The organism is Burkholderia sp. HI2761 (genome assembly GCF_002223355.1).
In the GTDB taxonomy this organism is placed as follows: domain Bacteria; phylum Pseudomonadota; class Gammaproteobacteria; order Burkholderiales; family Burkholderiaceae; genus Burkholderia.
This window is the reverse complement of record NZ_NKFN01000007.1, coordinates 1,303,471-1,326,977: the sequence shown is the minus strand read 5'-3', so window position 1 is coordinate 1,326,977 and position 23,507 is coordinate 1,303,471. Positions and strand designations below refer to the sequence as shown.

General features: G+C 68.4%; 19 protein-coding genes. 8 read left to right on the top strand and 11 right to left on the bottom strand.

Going from position 1 to position 23,507, the window contains the following annotated elements:
- Nucleotides 1-63 precede the first annotated feature (63 nt).
- Nucleotides 64-1,584, top strand: coding sequence for a MocR-like pyridoxine biosynthesis transcription factor PdxR (gene pdxR, locus CFB46_RS23565; protein ID WP_089501457.1), 1,521 nt, complete (start codon nucleotides 64-66; stop codon nucleotides 1,582-1,584).
- Between the two features lie 27 nt (nucleotides 1,585-1,611).
- On the opposite strand, the gene CFB46_RS23560 is transcribed toward pdxR, so the two are convergent.
- From CFB46_RS23560 to CFB46_RS23540, 5 genes are all read right to left on the bottom strand, one after another.
- On the bottom strand, nucleotides 1,612-2,646 hold the full coding sequence (locus tag CFB46_RS23560; RefSeq protein ID WP_089501456.1) for a lipase secretion chaperone: 1,035 nt from the start codon (nucleotides 2,644-2,646) through the stop codon (nucleotides 1,612-1,614).
- Between the two features lie 3 nt (nucleotides 2,647-2,649).
- Nucleotides 2,650-3,744 carry a triacylglycerol lipase gene (locus tag CFB46_RS23555; RefSeq protein WP_089501455.1) on the bottom strand — a complete coding sequence of 365 codons (1,095 nt, stop codon included), beginning with the start codon at nucleotides 3,742-3,744 and terminating at the stop codon, nucleotides 2,650-2,652.
- 221 nt (nucleotides 3,745-3,965) lie between these two features.
- Complete coding sequence (locus CFB46_RS23550; RefSeq protein ID WP_089501454.1) at nucleotides 3,966-6,098, bottom strand: TonB-dependent copper receptor; 2,133 nt, start codon at nucleotides 6,096-6,098, stop codon at nucleotides 3,966-3,968.
- 83 nt (nucleotides 6,099-6,181) lie between these two features.
- The gene (locus tag CFB46_RS23545) at nucleotides 6,182-6,550 is read right to left on the bottom strand and encodes a DUF2946 domain-containing protein (protein WP_089501453.1); all 369 of its coding nucleotides are present in this window, start codon (nucleotides 6,548-6,550) and stop codon (nucleotides 6,182-6,184) included.
- A gap of 155 nt (nucleotides 6,551-6,705) precedes the next feature.
- The gene (locus CFB46_RS23540; protein WP_089501452.1) at nucleotides 6,706-7,242 is read right to left on the bottom strand and encodes a cytochrome b; all 537 of its coding nucleotides are present in this window, start codon (nucleotides 7,240-7,242) and stop codon (nucleotides 6,706-6,708) included.
- Between the two features lie 225 nt (nucleotides 7,243-7,467).
- On the opposite strand from CFB46_RS23540, the gene CFB46_RS23535 reads away from it, so the two are divergent.
- A complete protein-coding gene (locus tag CFB46_RS23535; protein ID WP_027782581.1) occupies nucleotides 7,468-8,106 on the top strand; it encodes a Pr6Pr family membrane protein in 639 nt (212 codons plus the stop codon).
- A gap of 66 nt (nucleotides 8,107-8,172) precedes the next feature.
- Here CFB46_RS23535 and CFB46_RS23530 read toward each other — a convergent pair whose 3' ends face one another.
- Complete coding sequence (locus CFB46_RS23530) at nucleotides 8,173-8,907, bottom strand: peptidoglycan DD-metalloendopeptidase family protein (protein WP_089501451.1); 735 nt, start codon at nucleotides 8,905-8,907, stop codon at nucleotides 8,173-8,175.
- A gap of 421 nt (nucleotides 8,908-9,328) precedes the next feature.
- Here CFB46_RS23530 and CFB46_RS23525 point away from each other — a divergent pair, with 421 nt between their 5' ends.
- Complete coding sequence (locus CFB46_RS23525; protein ID WP_027782579.1) at nucleotides 9,329-9,649, top strand: hypothetical protein; 321 nt, start codon at nucleotides 9,329-9,331, stop codon at nucleotides 9,647-9,649.
- Between the two features lie 111 nt (nucleotides 9,650-9,760).
- On the opposite strand, the gene CFB46_RS23520 is transcribed toward CFB46_RS23525, so the two are convergent.
- The 4 genes from CFB46_RS23520 to CFB46_RS23505 all read right to left on the bottom strand — a co-directional run bounded on the left by CFB46_RS23520 (nucleotide 9,761) and on the right by CFB46_RS23505 (nucleotide 13,356).
- On the bottom strand, nucleotides 9,761-10,105 hold the full coding sequence (locus tag CFB46_RS23520; protein WP_089501450.1) for a DUF4148 domain-containing protein: 345 nt from the start codon (nucleotides 10,103-10,105) through the stop codon (nucleotides 9,761-9,763).
- 200 nt (nucleotides 10,106-10,305) lie between these two features.
- Entirely contained in the window at nucleotides 10,306-11,718 is a 1,413-nt protein-coding gene (gene gndA / locus CFB46_RS23515; RefSeq protein ID WP_089501449.1) for an NADP-dependent phosphogluconate dehydrogenase, read from the bottom strand.
- 97 nt (nucleotides 11,719-11,815) lie between these two features.
- Nucleotides 11,816-12,457, bottom strand: coding sequence for a DUF938 domain-containing protein (locus tag CFB46_RS23510; protein ID WP_089501448.1), 642 nt, complete (start codon nucleotides 12,455-12,457; stop codon nucleotides 11,816-11,818).
- On the bottom strand, nucleotides 12,454-13,356 hold the full coding sequence (locus CFB46_RS23505; protein ID WP_089502318.1) for an NAD-dependent protein deacetylase: 903 nt from the start codon (nucleotides 13,354-13,356) through the stop codon (nucleotides 12,454-12,456). Before CFB46_RS23505 ends, CFB46_RS23510 begins: the two co-directional genes overlap by 4 nt.
- 1,218 nt (nucleotides 13,357-14,574) lie before the next feature.
- On the opposite strand from CFB46_RS23505, the gene CFB46_RS23495 reads away from it, so the two are divergent.
- Nucleotides 14,575-15,534, top strand: coding sequence for an LLM class oxidoreductase (locus CFB46_RS23495; RefSeq protein WP_089501447.1), 960 nt, complete (start codon nucleotides 14,575-14,577; stop codon nucleotides 15,532-15,534).
- Nucleotides 15,535-15,866: 332 nt separating this feature from the next.
- Nucleotides 15,867-18,335 (top strand): mechanosensitive ion channel family protein, encoded by a 2,469-nt coding sequence (locus tag CFB46_RS23490; RefSeq protein ID WP_089501446.1) that lies wholly within the window; start codon nucleotides 15,867-15,869, stop codon nucleotides 18,333-18,335.
- 27 nt (nucleotides 18,336-18,362) lie between these two features.
- Here CFB46_RS23490 and CFB46_RS23485 read toward each other — a convergent pair whose 3' ends face one another.
- Nucleotides 18,363-19,196, bottom strand: a complete 834-nt coding sequence (locus CFB46_RS23485; RefSeq protein WP_089501445.1) for a CerR family C-terminal domain-containing protein — start codon at nucleotides 19,194-19,196, stop codon at nucleotides 18,363-18,365.
- Between the two features lie 91 nt (nucleotides 19,197-19,287).
- Between CFB46_RS23485 and CFB46_RS23480 the strand changes: the two genes are divergently transcribed.
- Genes CFB46_RS23480 through CFB46_RS23470 form a run of 3 tightly spaced genes read left to right on the top strand, consistent with a single transcriptional unit; the run spans nucleotide 19,288 to nucleotide 23,492 of the window.
- Entirely contained in the window at nucleotides 19,288-20,412 is a 1,125-nt protein-coding gene (locus CFB46_RS23480) for an HlyD family secretion protein (RefSeq protein ID WP_027782571.1), read from the top strand.
- Entirely contained in the window at nucleotides 20,405-21,991 is a 1,587-nt protein-coding gene (locus tag CFB46_RS23475; RefSeq protein WP_089501444.1) for an MDR family MFS transporter, read from the top strand. Before CFB46_RS23480 ends, CFB46_RS23475 begins: the two co-directional genes overlap by 8 nt.
- Before the next feature lie 13 nt (nucleotides 21,992-22,004).
- Nucleotides 22,005-23,492, top strand: coding sequence for an efflux transporter outer membrane subunit (locus CFB46_RS23470; RefSeq protein WP_089501443.1), 1,488 nt, complete (start codon nucleotides 22,005-22,007; stop codon nucleotides 23,490-23,492).
- The last annotated feature ends 15 nt before the right edge of the window (nucleotides 23,493-23,507 follow it).

The window sequence follows — 23,507 nt, the reverse complement described above, 5'->3', positions numbered from 1 at the left end:
CCACTATACGGCGCGCACGGTTCTACAATAGGGAACCATTTCAATATTCCAAGTAGGACCACTTTGGATACCGTGATCGTCGCCGACTGGCTCTCCGCCCGCATCGACCGCAGTTCGCCCGAACCGATGTACCGGCAATTGCTGCAACTGATGCAGCAGGCCATCCTGACCGGAGAATTGGGGCCGGGAACAAAGCTGCCGAGTTCGCGCACGCTCGCGGGCGACCTGTCGATCGCGCGCAATACGGTCCTCCACGTGTACGACCAGCTGACGGCCGAAGGTTACGTGCTGACGACGACCGGCAGCGGCACCTACGTGGCCGACACGCGGCCGGACGCCGCCGCGATCCGCGTGCCGGGCGCCGCGCCGCCGCCGTCCGCCACGGACGAACCGCCGCCCGACGCGCAGGGCAGCCTGTCGATGCGCGGGCGGCAGTTGATCGAGCATGCGGGCGTCTCGCGGCGCCAGTGGGGTGCGTTCATGCCGGGCGTGCCGGACGTGTCGGAATTCCCCAGCCGCACGTGGAGCCGCCTGCAGGCGCGGCTGTGGAAGGAGGCCAATCCGGAACTGCTGACCTATGCGCCGGGCGGCGGCTACCGGCCCCTGCGGCGGGCGCTCGCCGATTACCTGCGCGTCGCGCGCTCGGTCAAATGCTCGCCGGACCAGGTGATCATCACGACGGGCATCCACCAGTCGATCGATCTCGCGGTGCGGCTGCTGTCCGACATCGGCGATCGCGCGTGGGTCGAGGAACCGTGCTACTGGGGCGTGCGCAGCGTATTGCAGGCGACCGGCCTCACGCTCGCGCCGGTACCCGTCGACCAGGAAGGGCTCGACCCGAGCGCCAGCGACATGCAGCATCCGCCGCGACTCGTGCTCGTCACGCCGTCGCATCAGTACCCGCTCGGGATGGTGATGAGTCTCGCGCGGCGCCGCATGCTGCTCGAATATGCGCGCCAGCACCGCTGCTGGATCATCGAGGACGACTACGACAGCGAATTCCGCTACGGCAGCCGCCCGCTCGCGTCGCTGCAGGGGCTCGACGACGGCGGCCGCGTGATCTACGTCGGCAGTCTCGGCAAGATGCTGTTCCCGGGGCTGCGGATGGGCTACATGGTCGTGCCCGAGCATCTGGTCGACACCTTCCGCACCGGGCTGTCGGAGCTGTACCGCGAAGGCCAGCTGATGCAGCAGGCCGTGCTCGCCGAATTCATCATGGACGGCCACCTCACTTCGCACGTCAGACGAATGCGCACGCTGTACGGCGAGCGCCGGCAACTGATGATCGACGCGATCCGCGCGCGCTTCGGCGACGCGCTGCCGGTGATGGGCGACGAGGCCGGCCTGCATCTGGTGCTCGGCCTGCCCGACGCATGCGACGATCGCGCGGTCACGCAGAGCGCATTCGACGCCGGTGTCATCGTGCGCCCGCTCACCAGCTACTACAGCAACCTCGATACCGCTCGGCAGGGCCTGCTGCTCGGCTATGCATGCGTCGCGCACGAAGGCATCCGGCCCGCGTTCGACACGCTCGCCGATACCATCGAGCACCATCTGCCGCGGGACATCACGCGCGCGGCATAGGGTTGGTCATACGCGGCGGCGCCCGGTTCACTGCATGCCGCCGGCGCCACGATCGAGCGACGCCGCGCGCACGGCTTCGCCGGGCTTCGTGAACACACGCTGCCGCAGCGCCGCGATCCGTGCGTCGCGCTCCTGCGGCGATAGACCGGCCGATTCGATCTGCGCACGCTGGGCCGCATAATCCGCGTAACGGCCCTGCCACGACGCATCGTCCTGCTGCATCTGCGCGACGCGCGCCGCCGCCTCGGGGCCGAGCGTCTGCGTCAGTTGCGCGCGCATCGCGTCGGGCGTCGCGCCGCTCTTCTGCAATTGCGCGATCTGGTCGATCGCGGCACGCTGCCGCTCCACCCTCTGCTGCGCCGCGCGCTCGTCGGCCGGCATCTGCTGTTCGAGCGCCGCGAGCCGCTCGGCCTTCTGCGCATCCGTCAGTGAGCGATCCTGAACGATTTTCAATCGTGCGAGGTCGTGGCGCTGCCGCCACTGCTCCGCACCGAAGAACGGCTGGCTCCAGTCGCCGAGCGTGCGATACGCGATCGACGCGCGCTGATCCAGCGCCACCTGCAACGCGCCCAGATCCGACTTGTCGACTGCTCCGGCATCGCGCAATGTCGCGAGCGCGTCGAGATACGCGCGATACCGGTGCCACACGTCGAGCGCCTCGGCCTGCGCGACCGTGCCGTCGAGTTGCGCCGCGATCTCGCGTACGACGAACGCATCGAGCGCGGGCGCGCTCAGGTCGCTCCGCGCGCTCAGGCAATAGTCGAAGAAGTCGCGCACCGCGCGCGACTTCGCGAGATGGCCGCCCGCATCGAGCGGCAATCGCGGCGCGCTGGAGCCGGCGAGCGACGGCGGGAGGCCCGCACTCGCCGGCACGGCGGGCTGCGGCGCGGCGGCCGCCACGCCGCCCACCGCGGCCGCATCCGGCGCGTCGCCCGCGGCGCCCGTGCCGCGATGCGATCCCGCACCGCCCCACATCGCGACGCCGGCAATCGCAGCCAGCCCCACGACACCATAGATCGCCACGCGCCGCGCCAGCGGCGCGCGCCTTTCACGTGCCGCCATCGATCACACGCCCGCGAGCTTCAACCGGTTCGCATGCGTGCGGATCACCGCGACCGGATCTTCCGCATACGCGCCGCGCACGCCGAGCAACTGGTTGATCTCGTCGAGATGGTTCCACTTGTAGCTCGTGCTCAGCACCTTGCCGTACAGCGCGCTGCACTTCGACACGAGCCCGTCGTTCTGGCCCGAGGCGCGGTTGATCATCACCGTGCCCGTGCCATACAGCGCGAGCGTCGACAGGTCGAGTGCGTTCGCCGGATCGACGACCGGAAGCGTGCTCGTGTCCGTCGCGCCCGTCACGCCGAGCACGGAAAGCGTCGGCTGGATCGCCGTGCCGGCCCACGAATACAGCAGATGCGTGTTGCCGCCGACGGTTTCCGTCGACGCGCCGGTCTGGCAACTTCCGGGCGCGCCGAGGCCCGCGCTCGGATAGTTCTGGTTGTAGGTGGCGGCCTGCGCGGTCGTCAGCGTCTTCAACGACGCGAGGGCGTCCTGGTTCGTGTTGTGGCTGCTGCTCGTCAGGATCCCGAATACATTGACGAATGCGGCGATCACCGTCGACGACAACCCGGTCGGATCGTACGCGAGCACACCCTGCACGAAATCGGCGAACTCGGAGCCGCGATGCGGCGTGCCGATCGTCGTCACCGACGCGACGAGATCGGGCGCGACGGCCGCGACATAGCGCGACGTCAACCCGCCCTGGCTGTGACCGACGAGATTGACCTTGGTCGCGCCGGTCGCGGCGAGCACCGTCTTCACGTAAGCCAGCAACTGTTCGCCGCGCCCGTTCGGGCCGTCGTCGCTCTGGAAGCCCGACAGGTTCGCGACGTAGACGGTCGCGCCATGCTGCTCCAGGTCTTCCTGGATGCCGTACCAGTACTCGAGTACGCCCGCATACTTGTCGGTGCCGGTCAGCCCGTGCACGAGAATGATCGGATAGCGCGTCGTCGCATAGTCGTCGACGGGCGCGGTTGCCGCCATCGCCGTGTGCGTCGTCGCGAACGTCATCAGCGCGGCCGTCCCCGCGAACGGCGCGACGCTCATCGCGCATGCCACTGCCCCTGCCATTACCCTGGAACGCATCGATCTGGCCATGCATGTTCTCCTGATTATTGTGCTGCCGGTGCGAATGACACCGGATCGACACGCACGCCGCATCGCGCGCACCGCGTGTGTCGAATGCGGGAGTGAAGCACGACTCGCGAACGTTTGCTCCCCGACTAGATACGGTTCTCTAATCGGTTGACGCGCACCGCCCGTTCGGGCGGTGCGGCGTTCACGCATGCGCATGCTGCGACGCACATGCGCGATGCGCGCTACAGCTTCGCGCTCACGCGCACCCACGCGGTACGCCCCGGCTCCATCACCGGCGCGTTCGCCGGATAGCCGAAGCCCGCGTTGCCGGCGAGGTTCAGATGCTCGGTGTAGGCCTTGTTGAGCACGTTGTCGACGCCGACCGAGATCTGCACGGTCTTGCCGACGTTGTACTGCGTATGCAGCGACAGCACGCCGAATCCGGCGCTCGGGCCGAAGTCCTTGCCGACCACGTTGCCCTCATTCGGTGCATAGCGATGCTGCGGCGCAACGATGCGCCACAGGCCGCCTGCCGACCATGCGCCGCGCGTGTATTCGAGCCCGATGCGCGCCTCGAGCGGCGGCATCTGCGGCAGCGGATCGCCGCTCGCCACGTTGCGCCCCCACGCATACGCGAGCGACGTCTCGACGCGCAGCGGCGCGACCGGCCGCCACGACACGCCCGCTTCGCCGCCCATGATCTGCGCGTTGACGTTGGTTGCCTGCGTGGTCGGCCCCATCATGCCGGCCGCATAGTTGAACAGGATGAAGTCCTGTACGTAGCCCGCGTACGCCGACACCCATGCATCGAGCCGGTCGCTCTTGTATTGCGCGCCGACGTCGAGCTGCGTGGTCTTCTCCGGCTGCACCGCCGAGAACGCATTGACCGAACCGGCCGGCCCGCGCGTCGCGGAGAACAGTTCCCAGTAGTCCGGATAACGCTCCGCATGGCCGATCCCCGCGTACCACGTGACGGGCAGCGACGCGAGATCGCGCTCGTAGCGCACGAAGCCGCTCGGCAGCACGCGCGCGCGATCGTCGTCGAAGGTCGGGTTCGGCTTGCTCGTCATCATGCCGCGCTTCGTCGCGCGCTTGTCGCGTGCGCTCGCATGGTCGACGCGCGCGCCGCCGATCACGCGCGACACGTCGCTCGCATACCACGTCAGCTCGCCGAACACGCCCGCATTCCACATCGTCGCCTGCGCATCCCACGGCTGGTTGCCGTAGTTTTGCCAGCCCATCGCGGAGCGCGAATCGAGCCGGTTCGATTGCGCGTCGACACCCGTGACGAACTTGAAGTCGTCGCCGAAGCGCAACGTCGCGGCCGCACGCGCGCCGAGCGTGCGGCGTCGCACGTCCGCGGCCATCCGCATCGGCATGCTGCTCGTCGGGTCGGGCTGCCGCAACGTATGGTTGTCCATCACGTGATCGGCTTCGTTGTAGTACACGCGCGCCTCGATCCGGTCGAGCACGTCGCCGAGATGCCGCTTGTCGAACGACAGGCCGAACGTCTCTCGGCGGAAATGCGCGCCGTCCATCCCGCGGCCCGCGTAGCGCGCATAACCGTCGCCGGTGCCGGCGGTCAGCTCGACGCGCGTATGGTCGTCGGGCGTCCAGCCGAGCGCCGCGTCGGCGTTCCACTTGTCCCACTGCGACGGCACCGTGTTGCCGTTGCCGTCCTTGTAGTCCTGCGAATGCGCGTGGTTCGCGCTCACGCGGCCATAGACGTCCGGCGTGCCGGCGCTCAGGTCGATGTTCAGGTCGTTGCGGCCAAACGACCCGCCGACGAGACTGCCGTCGAAGCGCATGCCGGGGCGCTCGAAACGCGGCGTCACGCGCTCGAACAGCACGGTGCCGGCCGACGCGCCCGGGCCATACAACACGGTCTGCGGCCCCTTCACGACGGTGACCTTGTCATAGCTTTCCGGCGCGATATACGACGTCGGCGCGTCCATCCGGTTCGGGCACGCGCCGAGCGTCGGCATCCCGTTCGCCAGGATGTTCAGCCGTGACCCGAACATCCCGCGCAGCACGGGGTCGCCGTTCGTGCCGCCGCTGCGGATCGACGTGAAGCCGGGGATCGTCTTCAGGTAATCGGCGCCGTCGCTGGCGGGCAGCGGCTGGCGCGGCGCCTTCGGATCCGTGACGACGACGAGCGGCGTCGACAGCGGCGATGCGACGACTTCGACGGGCGGCAGAAGCACGCCGGCGTCGTTCGCCGTCGCACCGGCCGCGTGCGCGGTTTCGGCTGCGGCAGCGCTCGCGGCCAGCGCGCCGACGGCCAGCGCGGGAACGGTAAGTTTCAGCATGCGCGGCAGCGGCCGCACACCGGTAGTGCGTGACGCACACGGCGCACGCAACTGGAAATTGATCATGATCGAAAGCCCGAGTGACGCCCTCCACGCGGCCTCGACGGGCCGCACGGATATCGGCGGAAGTAGGAACGGCGGGAAACGCGTCAGGCGCGCTCGGGCGGTGCGCGCGGATAGGCGCGCGGATAGCGGTCGCTGCGCGCCGCGGCGGCAGGCGACGCGGCGGCGAAAACGGAAGCGACGGGCATGGCGCCGACCGATGCGGCGGCAGGCGCGCCGATGGCCGGGCTATGAGCAAAGAAGCCGCAGTAGCCGCACGCGTCGAGATGCAGCGCACGATCGTGCATGCCGCCCGCATCGGACGAACGATGCGCACCATGCTCGGTACTGCAGACGATCGCATCGGGCGTGGCCGCGTGCGCGATACGCCACTGCGACACCAGCGGCGCCGCGATCGCGATCCAGATCACGAGCAGGCCAAGCCAGGCAGTCAGGTGACGATGTCGGTGCAGCATGTACGGCGACGAGTAAGCGAAATGTAAAGGCAGCCGCGATGTTACCGAATGTTCGACGTGGTGACCAGTGCGCATGACGGTAAACGAAGCGGGGGCGCATGGTTGTCAACACAACCATGCGCCCCCGTGTGCCGCGCGCTCCGGAGACGGGACGATCAGGGTGCCATGCGCCGCAGCACGTCGTCGCGCCGGATGAAGTGATGGTAGAGCGCGGCCAGCGCATGCAGGCCGATCACGAAATAGAACGCGTTGCCGATCAGCTCGTGCGCTTCCTTGATCGTCGGCCGCAACGCCTTGTCGGGGCCGAACAGCGTGAACGACACGCCGAGCCAGTCGAGCGACACCGGCTTGCCGCCCATGTTGATCATCATGATGCCGAGCAGCGGCTGCGCGATGATGAACACGTAGAGCGCGACATGCGCGAGCTTCGACAGCCAGCGCAGCAGCGTCGCCTGCGGAATGGCTTCCGGCACGCGGCTGACGACTCGCCACAGCACGCGCAGCACCGACAGCACGAGGACGAACGTCCCGGCCGTCAGATGCACGTTCATCCAGAACGCACGGCTGTCGCTGCCTTTCGGCCCGCGAATCTCGATGGCCAGGTAGGCCAGCGCGACCAGCAGGAAGATGGCCCAGTGGAAGAAGATCGCGGGCGAGCTGTAGCACGTCTGTTTCGCGAGGATGTTTCTCATGCTTGGTCTCGTGTTGTATTCGGGGAGGGCGCCAGTTGCGATCGGCCTGCGCCAGTCAACGCCGTGACGATTGTAGCCGCACGGGCGTCCGGTTTTGCACGGCCCGATCAAATATCCGACGAATCGTCAACGCGCGCCCTGCAAGGCCGCCCTATGGAAAATCCGCATCGCGCGCGCGAGCGGCTGTGGCACGATGAAGCTTTGGTGCGACGGCGCGCGGGCATCATGAGCAAAGCGTTCTTCGTTGCGGCCTATCGGCTGATCGCCGCGTTGCTCGCGGTGTCCACCACGCTGCACAGCATCGCCGACTACTGGCGCCTGCCGAACTTCCATCTCGGCAACTACCTCAGCTACTTCACGCAACTGAGCAGCCTCTACGCGGCCGCGATGCTGGCCGCGGGGCTGTGGCGCCTCGCGCGCCCCGGCTCGGCCCGCTACGAATCGATGCGCGGCGCGGCGGTGCTGTACGTGCTGATCACCGCGATCGTCTACGAGCTCCTGCTCGCGCGGCTCGATGCGCTGCGCCACGTCACGCCTGCGTTCAACAACTGGGTACTGCACCGGATCGTGCCGCTCGTGATGCTGTGCGACTGGCTCTATGTCGAACCGCGCTCGCCGATTCCGCGCCGCAGCGCGTTCGCGTGGCTCGGCTTTCCGGTCGTCTATCTCGGCTATACGCTCGTGCGCGGCGCGGTGGAGAACTGGTATCCCTACCCGTTCGTCGATCCGCGGCCGCACGGCTACCTGCCCGTCGCGATCCAGTGTTCGCTGATCGCGCTCGGCGCGGCGGCGCTCGCATTGGGCATTTGCTGGCTCGGCAATCGTGCGAGACAGTCCGGCGGCGCGATGCTCAAGGAAGGATGAAGACGGAAAAGGTGAAAAAGGCGGGAACGTGTGCGCCACCCGGCGCACACGTGGCGATGCCGGCGATCAGCCGCCGTTGCGCGGCAGGAAGTTCATCGGATCGACGACCTTGCCGTTCTGACGGACTTCGAACTCGAACGTCGAGCGACCGCTCGCGTCGGTGCCCATTTCGGCGACCGGCTGCCCCTGGCGCACCGCGTCGCCTTCGTTGACGAGCAGCTTGCCGTTGTGCCCGTAGGCCGTGATGAGCCCGTTGTCGTGCTTCAGGATCACGAGCGGACCATACGCCTTGACGCCGGAGCCGGCGTACACCACGCGCCCGTTTGCCGCGGCCCGCACCGAATGGTCGGGCCCGGATGCGACGATCACGACGCCGCGCGTCTTGCCGGCCGAGAACGGTGTCGCGACGACACCCGTGGCGGGCCATGCGAGCGAGCCCGGCTGGGCGGCCGCCGCGGGCGGCTGCCCGTACGAGGTCGCGGCCGGCGGCGGCGCGACCCGCAGCACCTGCCCCGGCGACACCGCGTCGGTGGGCGACATGTGGTTCCAGCTGGCCACGTCCTGCACGCGCTGCCCGTAGGCGTTCGCGATGCCCGCCAGCGTATCGCCCGGGTTCACGCGGTAATAGCCGGCAATCACGCCCGGCGTCGCAGCCGACGTGGGCGCCGATTGGCGCGTGGGTTGCCAGCTGTCGGTCCACGGCGTCATCGTGCAGCCCGTGAGCGCGATGGCCGCGGCAACGAGCGCCGCCTGCGGCAGCCACCGCGTGAGCGCGTCGTGGATGGGAATAGTTTCTCTCAAGGGTCCTCCCGGATTTGCGTCGTTGCGCCGCCCACCGCCCCCGGCACGCGACGCACGATGTCCGGCCGAACGGCCGGCTCAACCAGTATCCGACCGCTTTCGCGGCCATCGGTTTCCACAGCGGAACGTCGGCGCGAACGAGCTCACCGGCCCCTTTTTCGCGTCATCCCGACCGGCAAAGATACCATTTGTCGCGCTCGAGGCCCCGACAGTTGGCTGATCCGGAAACAATCTTGCGGCGTCGCACGCGCGCCAGTGGGCCGCGAGCCGTGCCAGGCGGGCCGTCCGGCGGGCGCTCGTGGGGGGTTCCCGGGCGCCGTCGCCCTCGCCGCCCGTATCGGCCCCGTCATATTCTCCGCTTCGATCGCCGCCTATACTCGGTGATGCGCAACGCGATCCAACGACAACGAGGAGCACGACAATGAATAACGCGACGTTTCTCTCCGTGCAGCTCGACGCCGACGATTTCGCCGATTCCAGCGGTCTGGTCGAATTGCTCAACCGGCACCTGGTGTTCGCGACCGACGTCGCCGAAGCGGCCGATGCGCTCGTCCAGCTGGCGAGCGTCACGCATCTGACCGGCGCCACGCGCCACAGCGTGGAGCTGCCGGTCCTCGCGATCGAACGGTTGCGCGACGCACTCGATACGCTGAGCGGTTACGACGAAACGTGGCTGCAGGTGCTGGAACCGGCCGAAGCGCTGTTCCGCGATATCGGGCGCGGCAGGCGTCCGCTGCACTGAACGCCGGCGCATCGCGCGCCGCCAATGAAAACAGCCCGTCGTACCGCTATGCGGTGCGACGGGCTGTCGTATTACAGGGGGTCGGATGCGGTCGCCAGCGCGGCCGTACCATTAACGACCCTTGTAGACCGGTGCGCCATCCGCGATGCGCTTGACTTGCCAGCCGGCCTTGGCGGCAGCCGGTACGCCCGATTCCTGGCCTGCGGCCGGTTGCGCACCGTAGCCGGTCGTGTCGGCAGCGGCGACGTTCTGTTGCGGGTTCACGCGGGCTTCAGCAGCCTGGATGCCTTCCGGATAGTTGGTCCGGTCGCTGCCCAGCTTGTAGCCGGCCTGTTGCAGCTGGGCCAGTTCGGCCTTCACCTGTGCACGGGTGACGGGCGCGTTCTGTTGGGCGAACGAGACGGCGGGGACGGCGAGGACAGCAGCAGCAGCGAACGTTGCGATCAGCGATTTCATGATTACCTCCGGGATTTTTTTGCTCCGCCGCACACACCATGTCTGCAGCGATGGAACAGAGTTTAGTCCCGACAGCACCTAGGGAAAACCATGAAAGAACGAAAACACTGTTTCCCCGGAGCCAACAATGTCGGCATCCGGGATAGAAAAACCCTATTCAAAGAATAGATTTTCGCAACAATGCCGCCACCGCCAGCCGGTTACGACCAGTTCGCGTGGAAGCTGCCCGGCTTGTCGGTGCGCTCGAACGTATGCGCGCCGAAGAAGTCGCGCTGCGCCTGCACGAGGTTCGCCGGCAGCCGCTCGGAACGGTAGCTGTCGAAGTACGCGACCGCCGATGCGAACGCCGGGACCGGCACGCCGGCCTTCACCGCGGCCACCACGACGTCGCGCAGCGACGTCTGGTAGTTCGCGGCGATGTCCTTGAAGTACGGGTCGAGCAGCAGGTTCGCGAGCGCCGGATCCTTCGCATACGCGTCGGTGATCTTCTGCAGGAAGCGCGCGCGGATGATGCAGCCCGCGCGGAAGATCTTCGCGATCGTCCCGAGATCGAGGCTCCAGCCATATTCTTCCGACGCCGTGCGCAGTTGCGCGAAGCCCTGCGCGTACGAGATCACCTTGCTCAGGTACAGCGCGCGGCGCACCGCTTCGACGAACGCGGCACGATCGTCGTCGAACGGCGCGGCGGCCGGGCCCGACAGGATCTTGCTGGCCGCGACGCGCTCGGTCTTCAGCGACGACAGCACGCGCGCGAACACCGACTCGGTGATGAGCGGCAGCGGCACGCCGAGATCCAGCGCATTCTGGCTCGTCCACTTGCCGGTGCCCTTCTGCGCGGCGCGATCGAGGATCACGTCGACGAGATGCTTGCCGGTCTCTTCGTCCTTCTTGCCGAAGATCTTCGACGTGATCTCGATCAGGTAGCTGTCGAGCTCGCCCTGGTTCCATTCGGTGTACACCGCGCCGAGTTCGTCGTTGGTCAGGCCCGCGACGTCCTTCAGCACCGAGTAGCTTTCGGCGATCAGCTGCATGTCGCCGTATTCGATGCCGTTGTGAACCATCTTCACGTAGTGGCCCGCGCCGTCCGGCCCCATGTACGCGACGCACGGCTCGCCGTCGGACGGCGCCTTCGCGGCGATCTGCTTCAGGATCGGCTCGACGAGGTCGTACGCGTCGCGCTGGCCGCCGGGCATGATCGACGGGCCGCGCAGCGCGCCCTCTTCGCCGCCCGACACGCCGGTGCCGATGAAGTGCAGGCCCGACTGCGCGAGTTCCTGGTTGCGGCGGATCGTGTCGGTGAAGTGCGTATTGCCGCCGTCGATCAGCACGTCGCCCTTCTCGAGCAGCGGCTTGAGCGATGCGATCGTCGCATCGGTCGCTTCCCCGGCCTTCACCATCATCAGGATCCGGCGCGGCGTTTCGAGCGACGCGACGAATTCTTCGAGCGTATAGGTCGGCACCAGATTGCGGCCGGGGAATTCGGCGATCAGTTCGTCGGTTTTCTCGCGGCTGCGGTTGAACACAGACACCGCGTAACCGCGGCTCTCGATATTGAGTGCGAGATTGCGGCCCATCACCGCGAGCCCGATCACACCGATTGCTTGTTTGCCCATTAGTCAATTCTCCGGAAAAAACGGGGCGCGACCCGAGCCGGGCCGCGCGCACAGGCGAAAGGATAGTGGAAACCCGGCGGCGTTGCGCGCTTGCGTGTCATTGCTCCGCGTGCGGCAAGCGCCGGAATACGACGCTCAGGTTGTTCGCCGGCATCTCGACGACCTCGATGCAGTCGAGCCCGCGATCGAGGCCGAGCGCGACCACGGTCTCGAGATCGCGCACGCCCCACGACGGGTCGCGGCTGCGCAACTGCCGGTCGAAGGCTTCGTTCGATGGCGCCGTATGCCCGCCTTCGCGACGGTAAGGACCGTACAGGAACAGCACGCCGCCCGGCCGCAGCACGCGCGACGCGCCCGCGAACAGCGCGTCGGTACAGGCCCACGGCGAGATATGAATCATGTTGATGCAGACGATCGCGTCGAGCGCCGCGACCGGCCATGGCGTGTCGCGCACGTCGAACGCCAGCGGCCCGGCAACGTTCGCGAGGCCCGCATGCGCGACCCACGCGGCGATCGAACGCCGCGCCTGCGCATCGGGATCGCTCGGCTGCCAGTGCAGGCCCGGCAAGGCCTGCGCGAAGTGAACGACGTGCTGCCCGGTGCCGCTCGCGATTTCGAGCACGCTGCCGCTCGCCGGCAGCACGCGACGCAGCACGTCGAGGATCGGCCCGCGATTGCGTTCGGCCGCCGGCGCCGACAGCCGCGCGGACAGATCGGGGGAAGGAGCGGCGCCGGTCACGATGCATGCTCCTTCATGTCGCTGTCGCGGCCGAGCCCCAGCCGCGCCACGAGTGCGTCGAGCGCGGGGGCGCAGCGCGCCTCGACCTTCAGCGTCAGCATCGGGTCGGCGCGCGTATGGCCGAGATTGAGTGCGGCAACCGGCTTGTGCTGCGCCTGCGCCCACACGCAGAAGCGATAGCCGGAATACACCATCAGCGACGAGCCGACGACGAGCAGCGCGTCGGCCGCCTCGAGCGCCTGCGACGCCAGCGCCACGCGCTCGCGCGGCACGTTCTCGCCGAAGAACACGACCGCCGGCTTCAGCAGGCCGCCGCACGTGGGGCACGCCGGAATGCGGAACGTATCGAGCGCCGCCCATTCGAGGTGCGCGTCGCCGTCCGCGGCCGGCTCGGCCTGCGCGCCCAGCAGCTCGGGATTGTCGGCTTCGAGCACGGTCTGGATCGCGGCCCGCGCGTGATGCGCGCCGCATTCGAGGCAGGTCACGCCGTTGATGCCGCCGTGCAACTCGATCACGTCGCCGCTGCCCGCGCGCTGATGCAGACCGTCGACGTTCTGCGTGACGAGGCGCTCGATCCGGCCCGCGCCGCCGAGCCGCGCCAGCGCGACGTGCGACCCGTTCGGCCGCGCGCGGCCGACGACCGGCCAGCCGATCATGCTGCGCGCCCAGTAGCGGCGCCGTGCGGCATCGGAGCCGAGGAATTCCTGAAGCTGAATCGGCGGCGAGCGCATCCATTGGCCATTGCGGTCGCGGTAACCGGGAATGCCGGAATCGGTGCTGATGCCCGCGCCGGTCAGCACGAGCAGGCGAGGATGACGCTCGACGAACGTCTGCAGCGCATCGAGCTCGGCAGGACCAACGTCGGCGATGGGGGAATCGGGCAAGGCTTTATCGTTCATGTTGGCAACGTGATCGGTCGCGCCGGCAAGCCATGCGCCCGCACGGGCGGCCAGGCACGCCAGCACATGATACAGAACGTCATGCGATCGGGCGCGCCGCCGCGGACGGCACGCCGGTGCACAAAAAGACGCCCGTCGCCGCTCGGCGACGGGCGCTTCAACAATTGATCCATCGGGGTAGTGGATCAACTGACAGCACAATATTGCGACGTCCGTCATGCCGCGATCGACGGACGCTCCCCGGACTCCGCGTGTTCCGGCGCTGCCGCGCCCATCGGCGCGTTACCGGCTTCCCGACCCGATCCTGATCGCCGCGCCCGTCACGCCGGCGCAATGCGCGGCGTGCAAACGCATTCGCCGCGCGACGACGTGCGTTGCGCCAAGGCATGACGATTCCGGGATTCGGGCCGGGCCATCCGCCTGCGTTCGCGGTTCATCCCCGACGGCCGACCGGCACCGGTCGGACTCGTGCGTCACGCATGCACGCCGTCGTTCAGAACGGACCCGATTGCTCGGATGGAACGGAAAGCCGCTCGCTCACGTCGCCGCGATCCACGGCGAAGCGAATACCCTGGGAGGTCGGCGATTCATGTTTGCAACACGACGCGTTGCGTTTCGGTCTTTTTTCATTCTCTTGTCCCCGTCTTCGATACGTCCGACCCACTGAAGCGATTGCCGAGCCGACTGCACCCGCGATCGCACTCACGGCCCATACAACCATGCAAGGAGCGCACCATGTCTCATGCCGCAAGGCCTCGCGGGGCCAGGCCAGCCCGCGGGCAGGCATCGCGCCCCGTCAAAAAGCGCGAACGTTTCGAAACTGAAACGCACCGCCGGCATCGTCGCGTCGTTGCTGCAGGGTGCATGCCGGTCACGTTACAAGCGCCCCACATCCAGCGCTTGCCCGCCGTCGGACGCGAGCGGCCGGCCTCGCAGCTTCCCGCGACTCGCCACCGACCAGCCGGAACCGGCACTCGCCGCATGCCCGACACGAAGCAGCGGCTGGATATCGACTCCCGCACGCCGGTCTACCGCACCGGTCGCGACAACCGCGCGGTGCGGCGCGCGGCGTCACGCCCGGGACTCGTGCCGCGCGGCGCGCTCCCGCGGGTCGGGTAGCACGAGGCTTGGCCGTCCCGCTCGGGCATCGCACAAACACGCTAGCATTCGGACACGAAGCGCCGCACGTTCCCGCTGCCTCGCTCCTAAGGATTCGCCATGACCCCACCCACTCCGGCCCGCCCCGACGTGGCGCAGCGTGTCTTCTCGGCCGGGCGGCTGTCGATCGGCCTCACGCTTCCGCTGCTTCGCAGCGGCCGCATCGTCGCGGACTTCAACGAACAGCTCGAACTCGCGGCGCTGGCCGATTCGCTCGGCTTTCGCGCGCTGTGGATTCGCGACGTGCCGCTGAACAGCGCCGACTATCCCGACCCGGTCGGCCACCTCGACCCGTGGGTCCTGCTCGGCGCACTGGCGTCGCGCACCCGCGGGATCGCGCTCGCCAGCGGCGCGATCGTGCTGCCGCTGCGTCATCCGCTGCATATCGCGAAAGGCGCGCTGTCGGTCGCGACGCTGTCGGGCGGGCGCTTCATCCTCGGGCTCGGCTCCGGCGACCGGCCGCCCGAATACGCGGCGTTCGGCGTCGATGCGGAAACCCGGCGCGACCGCTATCGCGCGCACTGGGACGTCGTCGCGGCCGCGCTCGGCGTGCCGTCGCGCGTGCTGCCCGACCAGGCGCCGCCCGATGCGCCCGAATTCACGCTGCTGCCGCGCGACGGCGGCGCGGTGCCGATGCTTGCGGTCGGCTCGGGCGGACAGAGCGTCGACTGGATCGCACGGCATTCGATCGGCTGGATGACGTATCACCGCGATCCGGATACGCAGCGCGCCCGTTATTCGATGTGGCGCGCGGCGGTCGACCGGCTTGCGTCGCCGGAATTTCGCGCATTCGGCGTATCGATGCGGCTCGACCTTGCCGTGCATGCCGATACGCCCGCCACCGCGCTGCCGCTCGGTTATGCAACCGGGCGCCGCGCATTGGTCGACATCCTGCATGAGATGCGTGCGGCGGGGACGCACCATGTCACGCTGAACCTCGGATCGGACCGGCCCGTGCGCGACGTCATCGAAGAAATCGCCGAGCATGTCTTGCCGGTATTTCACGACGAGCAAGCGTGATTCATCAGGAATCCATATGGTGCGGTGCAAGGGCCGATCGCGGCCGGACGAACGCTCACGCAGCGGCGCATCGCCGACCGGCACCGGCGAACACGCGTTACAGATACCTTACGACGAGGCGAGCGGCACGTTCGCGGCGATATCGGATGTCCGGCAGCCCGTATCCGGCACATGGGTGCGCGCATGCCGTGCCAAGGCCCGCGCCGCCTCGTTCATGCTCGATTCGAATAGTGGTCGACGGAACTATTCGGTGCCGATCGCGATCATGTTAACTTCCGTCCATCATTCAGCCTCGCGGGCCGCGTGACGAGACGCACCCGCATGCCCACTCCATGCGACATATCCTCCTCGGCTGGCTACTCGCCGCAGTCGTCTCGGCCGCCCACGCGGCCGCTCCTGCTCCGGCCGCCGCGTCGGCCGCCTCCGCCGCCGCGCCCGCACTGACGCCACAAGAAGCGCGGCAGGCCCTGAACGTGCTGGAAAACCCGCGCGAACGCGCGCAGGTCGAAACGACGCTGCGCGCCATCGCGGCCGTCGGCGCGTTGAGCGCGCCCGCCGTGCCGGCAAGCGCGGCGGCGGCGGCCAGCGGCGCATCGGCTGCCGCGGCGCCGGGCGCGCTAGCGTCGAACGGGCTCGCATCGATGCTCGTTCGCCAGGGATCGCGCTGGGCTGCCCAGATCGGCAACGCGCTGCAGGAATCGCTGCGCTCGCTGCTCGATATCGGTTCGGTGGGACGCTGGTGGCACGACACGCTCGTGCGCGCCGACCAGCGTGCGGATCTGACTCACACGCTCGGGATCCTCCTCGCGGTGCTCCTGCCTGCGCTCGTCGTCGAATGGCTCGCGAAGCGGCTGCTGCGACGCGCGCTGGCTACGGTGGCCGCGCGCCGCGCCGACACGTCGCGCGACACCGCGCCCGATTCCGCCGCATCGGACGAGGACCACGCGCCGCCGCCCGATACTTCCACGCCGCCCGCCACCGCGGCCGCGGAGACAGCGGACACCGCCCCCTCGTCGTCGCCGAGCCGAGGCCACGCACGCCGACACACGACGCTGCTGCACCGGATGCCGCGCGCGCTCGTCAGTCTCGCGCTGCGCGCGGTGCCGCTGCTCGTGTTCGTCGGCATCGCGAGCCTGACGATGTCGTTGCTCGTCGAAGCAGGCACGCCGATCGAAGCCGCGCTCGAAGCATTGATCGACACCTACGTGATTTGCCGGCTCGTCACGATCGTCAGCCGGCTGTTCTTCCAGCCCGAGGCGCGGCAGTTGCGGCTGCTGCACATCAGCGACGCATGGGCCGAGTTCGCGCAACGCTCGATCGCGCGAATCGTGATCGTGGTCGGCGCGTGCACGGCGGCCGTCGAGGTCGCCGCGAACTTCGGCCTGACCGAAGCCGGCCATGTCGCGCTGCTGAAGGCCGTCGCGCTCGTCGGGCACGTGATGGTTTCGGTGCTGATCCTGCAGTGTCGCCGCCCGGTCGCGGCACGGATCCGTGCCGCCGGCGCGGATCGTCCGACCTTCATGGTCGTCGGCAACGCGCTCGCGGACGCGTGGGCGCCCGTCTCGGTCTTCATCGTGATGGCACTGTGGTTCGTGTGGGCGCTCGACGTCCACAACGGCTACCGCGTGCTGATCACGCTCGGCGGCCGCTCGATCGCCGTGATGATCGCGATGCGGATGGTGTCGATCGTCGTGTTCGGCGCGCTCGCGCGGCTGTTCCAGCGTCGCGAGGACGACCGCACGCTCGTTCATCTGCACGCGTACCGCTACTACCCGCTGTTGCGCCGGATCGTGTCGGGCGCAATCGGCATCGTGACCGTCTTGCTGTTGTTGCAGATCTGGGGCGTGCCGATCTTCCGCGCATTCGAGACGGGCACGATCGGCCACCGGCTCGCGTCCGCGCTGGTGACGATCGCGATCGCGGCGATCGTCGCGCTCGTCGTGTGGGAAGCGGCCAACATCGCGATCGAGCGCCGCCTGCAAGGCTGGACGCGCGACGGCAACCTGGTGCGGGCCGCGCGGCTGCGCACGCTGCTGCCGATGCTGCGCTCGCTGCTGTTCGTGATGATCGCGCTCGTCGTCGTGCTGACGGGCCTCAGCGAACTCGGCGTGAACGTCGGCCCGCTGCTGGCCGGCGCCAGCATCTTCGGCGTCGCGCTCGGTTTCGGCTCGCAGAAGCTCGTGCAGGACTTCATCACCGGGATCTTCCTGCTGATGGAAAACGCGATGCAGGTCGGCGACTGGGTCACGCTCGCCGGCGTGTCGGGTACGGTCGAATACCTGTCGATCCGCACCGTGCGGTTGCGCGCGGGCGACGGGTCGCTGTACACGATCCCGTTCAGCTCGGTGACGACCGTCAACAACACGAATCGCGGGCTCGGCAACGCGGCGGTCAAGGTCAGCATCGCGTACGGCGAGGACATCGACCGCGCGATCGCGACGCTGAAGGAAATCGGCGCCGCGTTGCGCGACGATCCGAAGTACCACGACGGCATTCTGTCGGACTTCAGCTACTGGGGCATCGACCAGGTCGACGGCGCGGCGCTCGCGCTGTCCGGACAGATGCAGTGCACGGACTCGGCGCGCTGGAGCGTGCAGCGCGAATTCAACCGGCGGATCGCGCAGACGTTCCGCGAACGCGGAATCCGGATCGCCAATCCGCAGCGCAGCCTCGTGGCCTATGCGGACGGATCGCAGCCTGTCGGCGACGATGAAAACGACCGGAGCCCCGACACGCGGAACGCCGCCGATACGGCAGCCCGGCCGCCGTCGCCCGACGGGGCGCAGCGCAAGCCGGGTTGATCGGCGGCAGCAAGCGATTCGCCGCGCTCAACGCGCGGCAGGCTTCTTCACGCGCGCCGTGCTTTTCGCCGCGGGAGGCACGGCCCCCGGCTTCGCTGCGCGTTTCGCCGCCGCACCCTGCCCGCGCTTCGGGGCGGATTCCGCATCGGCGGCACCCGCATCGCGCTGCGCATGCCATTGCTCGAGCAGCACGCGCGTCTGATCGGCGATCGTTTCGGTCACCAGGGCCGCGCGCTCGCCGTCGAACGCCTCCCATTCGAGCAACTGCAGCGCCGAACGCTGCGCGATGTGGAACACCGTGATCTGCCCGAACAGGCTCAGCGCGCGCAACCGCGTGACGGGATCGTCGACCGGCCGCCCCGTGATGCGGCCGATCAGCTCGGCGCTCACGTCGTTCAACGGCTTGCGCATGCGCTTCATCAGGATTTCGCTCGCGCTCGCCGGTTCCTGGCCACCCTGCTCGCGCGCGAAGAACATGCGCTGGTTCATCGTCTTCGGCGCGGTGAACATCCGGTCCGACAACGCACGCAGCAGCCCGACGAACGCATCGATCAGCTCGTCGACGCTCGCATGGCCGTCGAGCATCGCCCGCGCATGGCCGACCGCCGGCGCGAACACCTGCCAGCCGCTCTCGGCGATCGTCTCGACGCACGCGCGGTACACGCCTTCCTTGTTCTCGAAGTAGTACTGGAGCGCCGGCGCGTTCACGCCCGCCATCGCGGCGATCTCGCGCGTCGACGCGCCCGCGAACCCGCGTTCGCCGAACAATTCGATCGCCGCCTCGATGATCCGCTGGCGCGTTTCGTCGCCGCGCGCGTAGCCGCCCGCCGACGTGCGGCGCAGCTTCTTCGCTTCGTTCATGCCTTCCTCGTCATTCGATCGATCGACATTCTACTTGACACAATTTTATCAACTGGAATAATTCTTCCACTTGGAATAAATTGGATCCCGCATGTCGACGCCACAAGACCCGCCACAGAAAGCAGATCGTCAGGAAAACGGAACAACGCCGCGCAACGGCAACGGCGGAACGAAGCGGCGCATCCTGCTCGTGGTCGCCGTGCTCGCGGCCGTCGGCGGCGCGGTCTGGCTCGGCCGCTGGTGGACGGTCGGCCGCTTCATCGAAAGCACCAACGATGCGTACCTGCAGGCCGACAGCATGACTGCCGCGCCGAAGGTCGCCGGCTACGTGACCGACGTCTACGTGCGCGACAACCAGCCCGTCAAGGCCGGCGACCCGCTCGTGCGGCTCGACGTCCGCCAGTACCAGGTGGCGCTCGCGCAAGCGCTGGCAACCGTCGACGCCCGCCGCGCCGATATCGCACGCGCCGAAGCCGACATCAGCCAGCAGCACGCGAATCTCGAACAGGCCGACGCACAGGCGAAGGTGTCGAGGATCAACGCGCAGCACGCGAGCGACGAGTACACGCGCTATGCGCCGCTCGCGGCGACCGGCGCCGAAACGCACGAACGCGTGGCCGACCTGAAAAGCACGCGCGACCAGGCGCTCGCGACACTCGCCGCGAACACCGCGTCGATCGCCGCCGCCCGCACGCAGATCGCGTCGTTCACCGCGCAGCTCCAGCAGGCACGCGCGCAGCTCGAGGCCGCGCAGGCCAGCGCCGCACAGGCGCAGCTCGACCTCGACAACACGATCGTGCGCAGCACGCTCGCGGGCCGCGTCGGCGATCGCACGGTGCGCGTCGGGCAATACGTGCAGCCCGGCACGCGGCTGCTGACCGTCGTGCCGGTCGATTCGATCTATCTCGTCGCGAACTTCAAGGAAACGCAGATCGGCAACATGCGTATCGGCCAGCCCGTCGAGCTGCATGTCGACGCGCTGCCGGACGGCTCGCTGTCCGGCGTCGTCGACAGCTTCGCGCCCGGCACCGGCGCGCAGTTCGCGCTGCTGCCGCCCGAAAACGCGACCGGCAACTTCACGAAGATCGTCCAGCGCGTGCCCGTGCGCATCCGTCTCGCCGCGAATGCCCGCGCGCAACGCATGCTGCTGCCCGGGCTGTCGGTGACGGTCGACGTCGATACGCGTTCGGCCCGCGACGAGCAGCGTCATGGCTGATACGTCCGCCACGATACCCATGCCGCCGCACGAAGGTCGCGCGAGCGTGACCGACTGGATCGCGGTCGCGGCCGGCGCGCTCGGCGCGCTGATGGCGACGCTCGACATCTCGATCACGAATTCCGCGCTGCCGCAGATCCAGGGCGAAATCGGCGCGACCGGCACCGAAGGCACGTGGATCTCGACTGGCTACCTGATGTCGGAAATCGTGATGATCCCGCTCGCCGCATGGCTCACGCGCGTGTTCGGGCTGCGCAATTTCCTGCTGACGAACTCCGCGCTGTTCATCGCCTTCTCGATGATGTGCGGCTGGTCGCATTCGCTGCCGATGATGATCGCCGGCCGGATCGGCCAGGGCTTCACCGGCGGCGCGCTGATCCCGACCGCGCAGACGATCATCCGCACGCGCCTGCCGCTGTCGCAGTTGCCGGTCGGGATGACGCTGTTCGGCCTGATCGTGCTGCTCGGGCCGCTGTTCGGCCCGGTGCTCGGCGGCTGGCTCGCGGAAAACGTGAACTGGAGCTGGTGCTTCTTCCTGAACCTGCCCGTCTGCCTGCTGCTGATGGCGCTGCTGGTGTTCGGCCTGCCGTCGGACCGCCCGCAATGGAGTGCGTTCTTCAACGCGGACTGGCTCGGCATCCTGGGCCTCGCGATCGGCCTGAGCTCGCTGACCGTCGTGCTCGAGGAAGGCCAGCGCGAACGCTGGTTCGAATCGCAGATGATCGTCACGCTGAGCGTCGTGTCGTTCGCCGGGATGATCCTGATCGCGCTGTCGCAGCGCTTCGCGAAACGGCCGATCATGCGGTTGTCGCTGATGCGCAACCCGCGCTACGCGAGCGTGATCGTGATCGTGTCCGCGGTCGGCGCCGGGCTGTATGGCGTGTCCTACCTGCTGCCGCAGTTCCTCGCGATCGTCGCCGGCTACAACGCGGAACAGGCCGGCGCGATCATGCTGCTGTCGGGGCTGCCGGCCTTTCTCGTGATGCCGATCCTGCCACGGCTGCTCGGCAAGGTCGATTTCCGCATTCTCGTGATCACGGGACTGCTGCTGTTCTGCCTGAGCTGCATGCTCGACATCAGCCTGACCGCGCAGAGCGTCGGCCACGACTTCGTGTGGTCGCAGCTGATCCGCGGCCTCGCGCAGATGCTCGCGATGATGCCGCTCAACCAGGCGTCGATGGCGGCCGTCGCGCGCGAAGACTCGGGCGATGCGGCCGGGCTCTACAACATGGCGCGCAACCTCGGCGGCTCGATCGGGCTCGCGATCATCGGCACCGTGATCGACCGGCGCACGACCTTCCATACGACCGCGCTGCGCGAATCGGTCACCGCGAACGCGTCGATCGGACAGGATCGACTGTCGGCCTATGCGGCCAACTGGTTCGCGCATACCGGCGATCTCGCGTATTCGAACATGCGCGCGCTCGGCCAGCTGGCGCAGCAGATCCAGATCCAGGCCGTCGTGATGACCTACTCCGAAACCTTCTATCTGCTGGGCCTGGCGCTACTCGCCTGCGTGCCGCTCGCGCTGCTGCTGAGAACGCCGCGCGGGCCGCAACCGATGTCGTCCGGCCATTGACCCGTCATACGCGATGAAACCCTTCTCCCTGCCCCGCCGCCCCGCGCTCACCCTGTGCGCGACCGCGTGCCTGCTCGCCGGCTGCACGGTCGGCCCCGACTACCGCGGCGCGCCCGCCGCGCCCGACGCACCGACCTTCGTGCGTGCGCCGGCCACCGGCGTCGACACCGCCGCGCCCGCGCCGAGCGCATGGTGGCACGCGCTGAACGATCGCCAGCTCGACGAGCTGATCGTCGCCGCGCTCGTGTACAACCCGGATCTGCACGCCGCGCAGGCACGCTTGCGCGCGGCACGCGCGCAACTCTCGCAACAGCGCGCGGCGCAGATGCCGAAATCCTCGGCCACCGTCGCGGCCATCCGCATGCGCGAACCGGATGTCGGCGCGCTCGGTTCGCTGCTGCCGTCGAATGGCGCGGGCCAGTCGGGCGGCGCGTCGCCGTCGCTCGGCGGCTCGGGGCCGCTGCAACTCTATTCGGCGGGCTTCGACGCGACCTGGGAAATCGACCTGTTCGGCGGCACGCGGCGCGCGGTCGAAGCCGCTTCCGCGCAGGCCGAAGCCGTCGATGCCGATCTCGCCGACACGCAGGTGTCGATCGCGGCCGAAGTCGCGAATGCGTACGTCGACCTGCGCGACCAGCAGCAACGACTTGCGTTGTCGCGGCGCACCGCGCAATTGCAGCAGCAGATGCTCGAACTCACGCAGCAGCGCCGCGCGCGCGGCGTCGCGGCCGATGCGGACATCGAGCGGCTGACGACGCAGGTCGAGAACACGCGCGCATCGCTGATCCCGCTCGATGCCCAGGTAACCGAAGCGCTCGACCGGCTCGCGATCCTGACGGGCCGCGCGCCGGGCGCGCTCGACGCCGCGCTGTCGGCCCCGGACGCGATATTGCCGACGCTGCCCGGCAGCGTCGCGATCGGCGATCCGGCCACGCTGCTGAAACGGCGCCCCGACATCCGCGCGGCCGAACGCCGGCTCGCGTCGAGCCATGCGCAGATCGGCGAGCATATCGCCGACTATTTCCCGAAGGTGACGTTGCTCGGCGATCTCGGCTTCAGCGCGACCGACCCCGGCCACCTGTTCCGCAAGCAGAATTTCACGTGGATCGGTGCGCCGTACCTGCAATGGAACATTCTCGACTTCGGACGCACGCGCGGCGCGGTACGCGCAGCCGAAGCGTCGCGCGACGAAGCGGAAGCGAATTATCAGAAGGCCGTGCTCGGTGCATTGCAGGATGCCAATACCGCGCTGCAGCGTTACGGGCATCAGCGCGAGCACGTCGTCGCGCTGACGAAGGTGCAGACGTCCGCCGTGCATTCGCGCGCGCTGATGGACCAGCGCTACCGCGCGGGCGTCGCGTCGATGATCGACCTGCTCGATACGCAACGCGAAGCGCTGTCCGCGCAGCAAAACGTGATCGCCGGGCAAGCCGAACTGATCAAGGACTACGTGTCCGTGCAGAAGAGCCTCGGGCTCGGCTGGCAGGCAAGCGCCGGTTGACGGCGCCGACGCAAA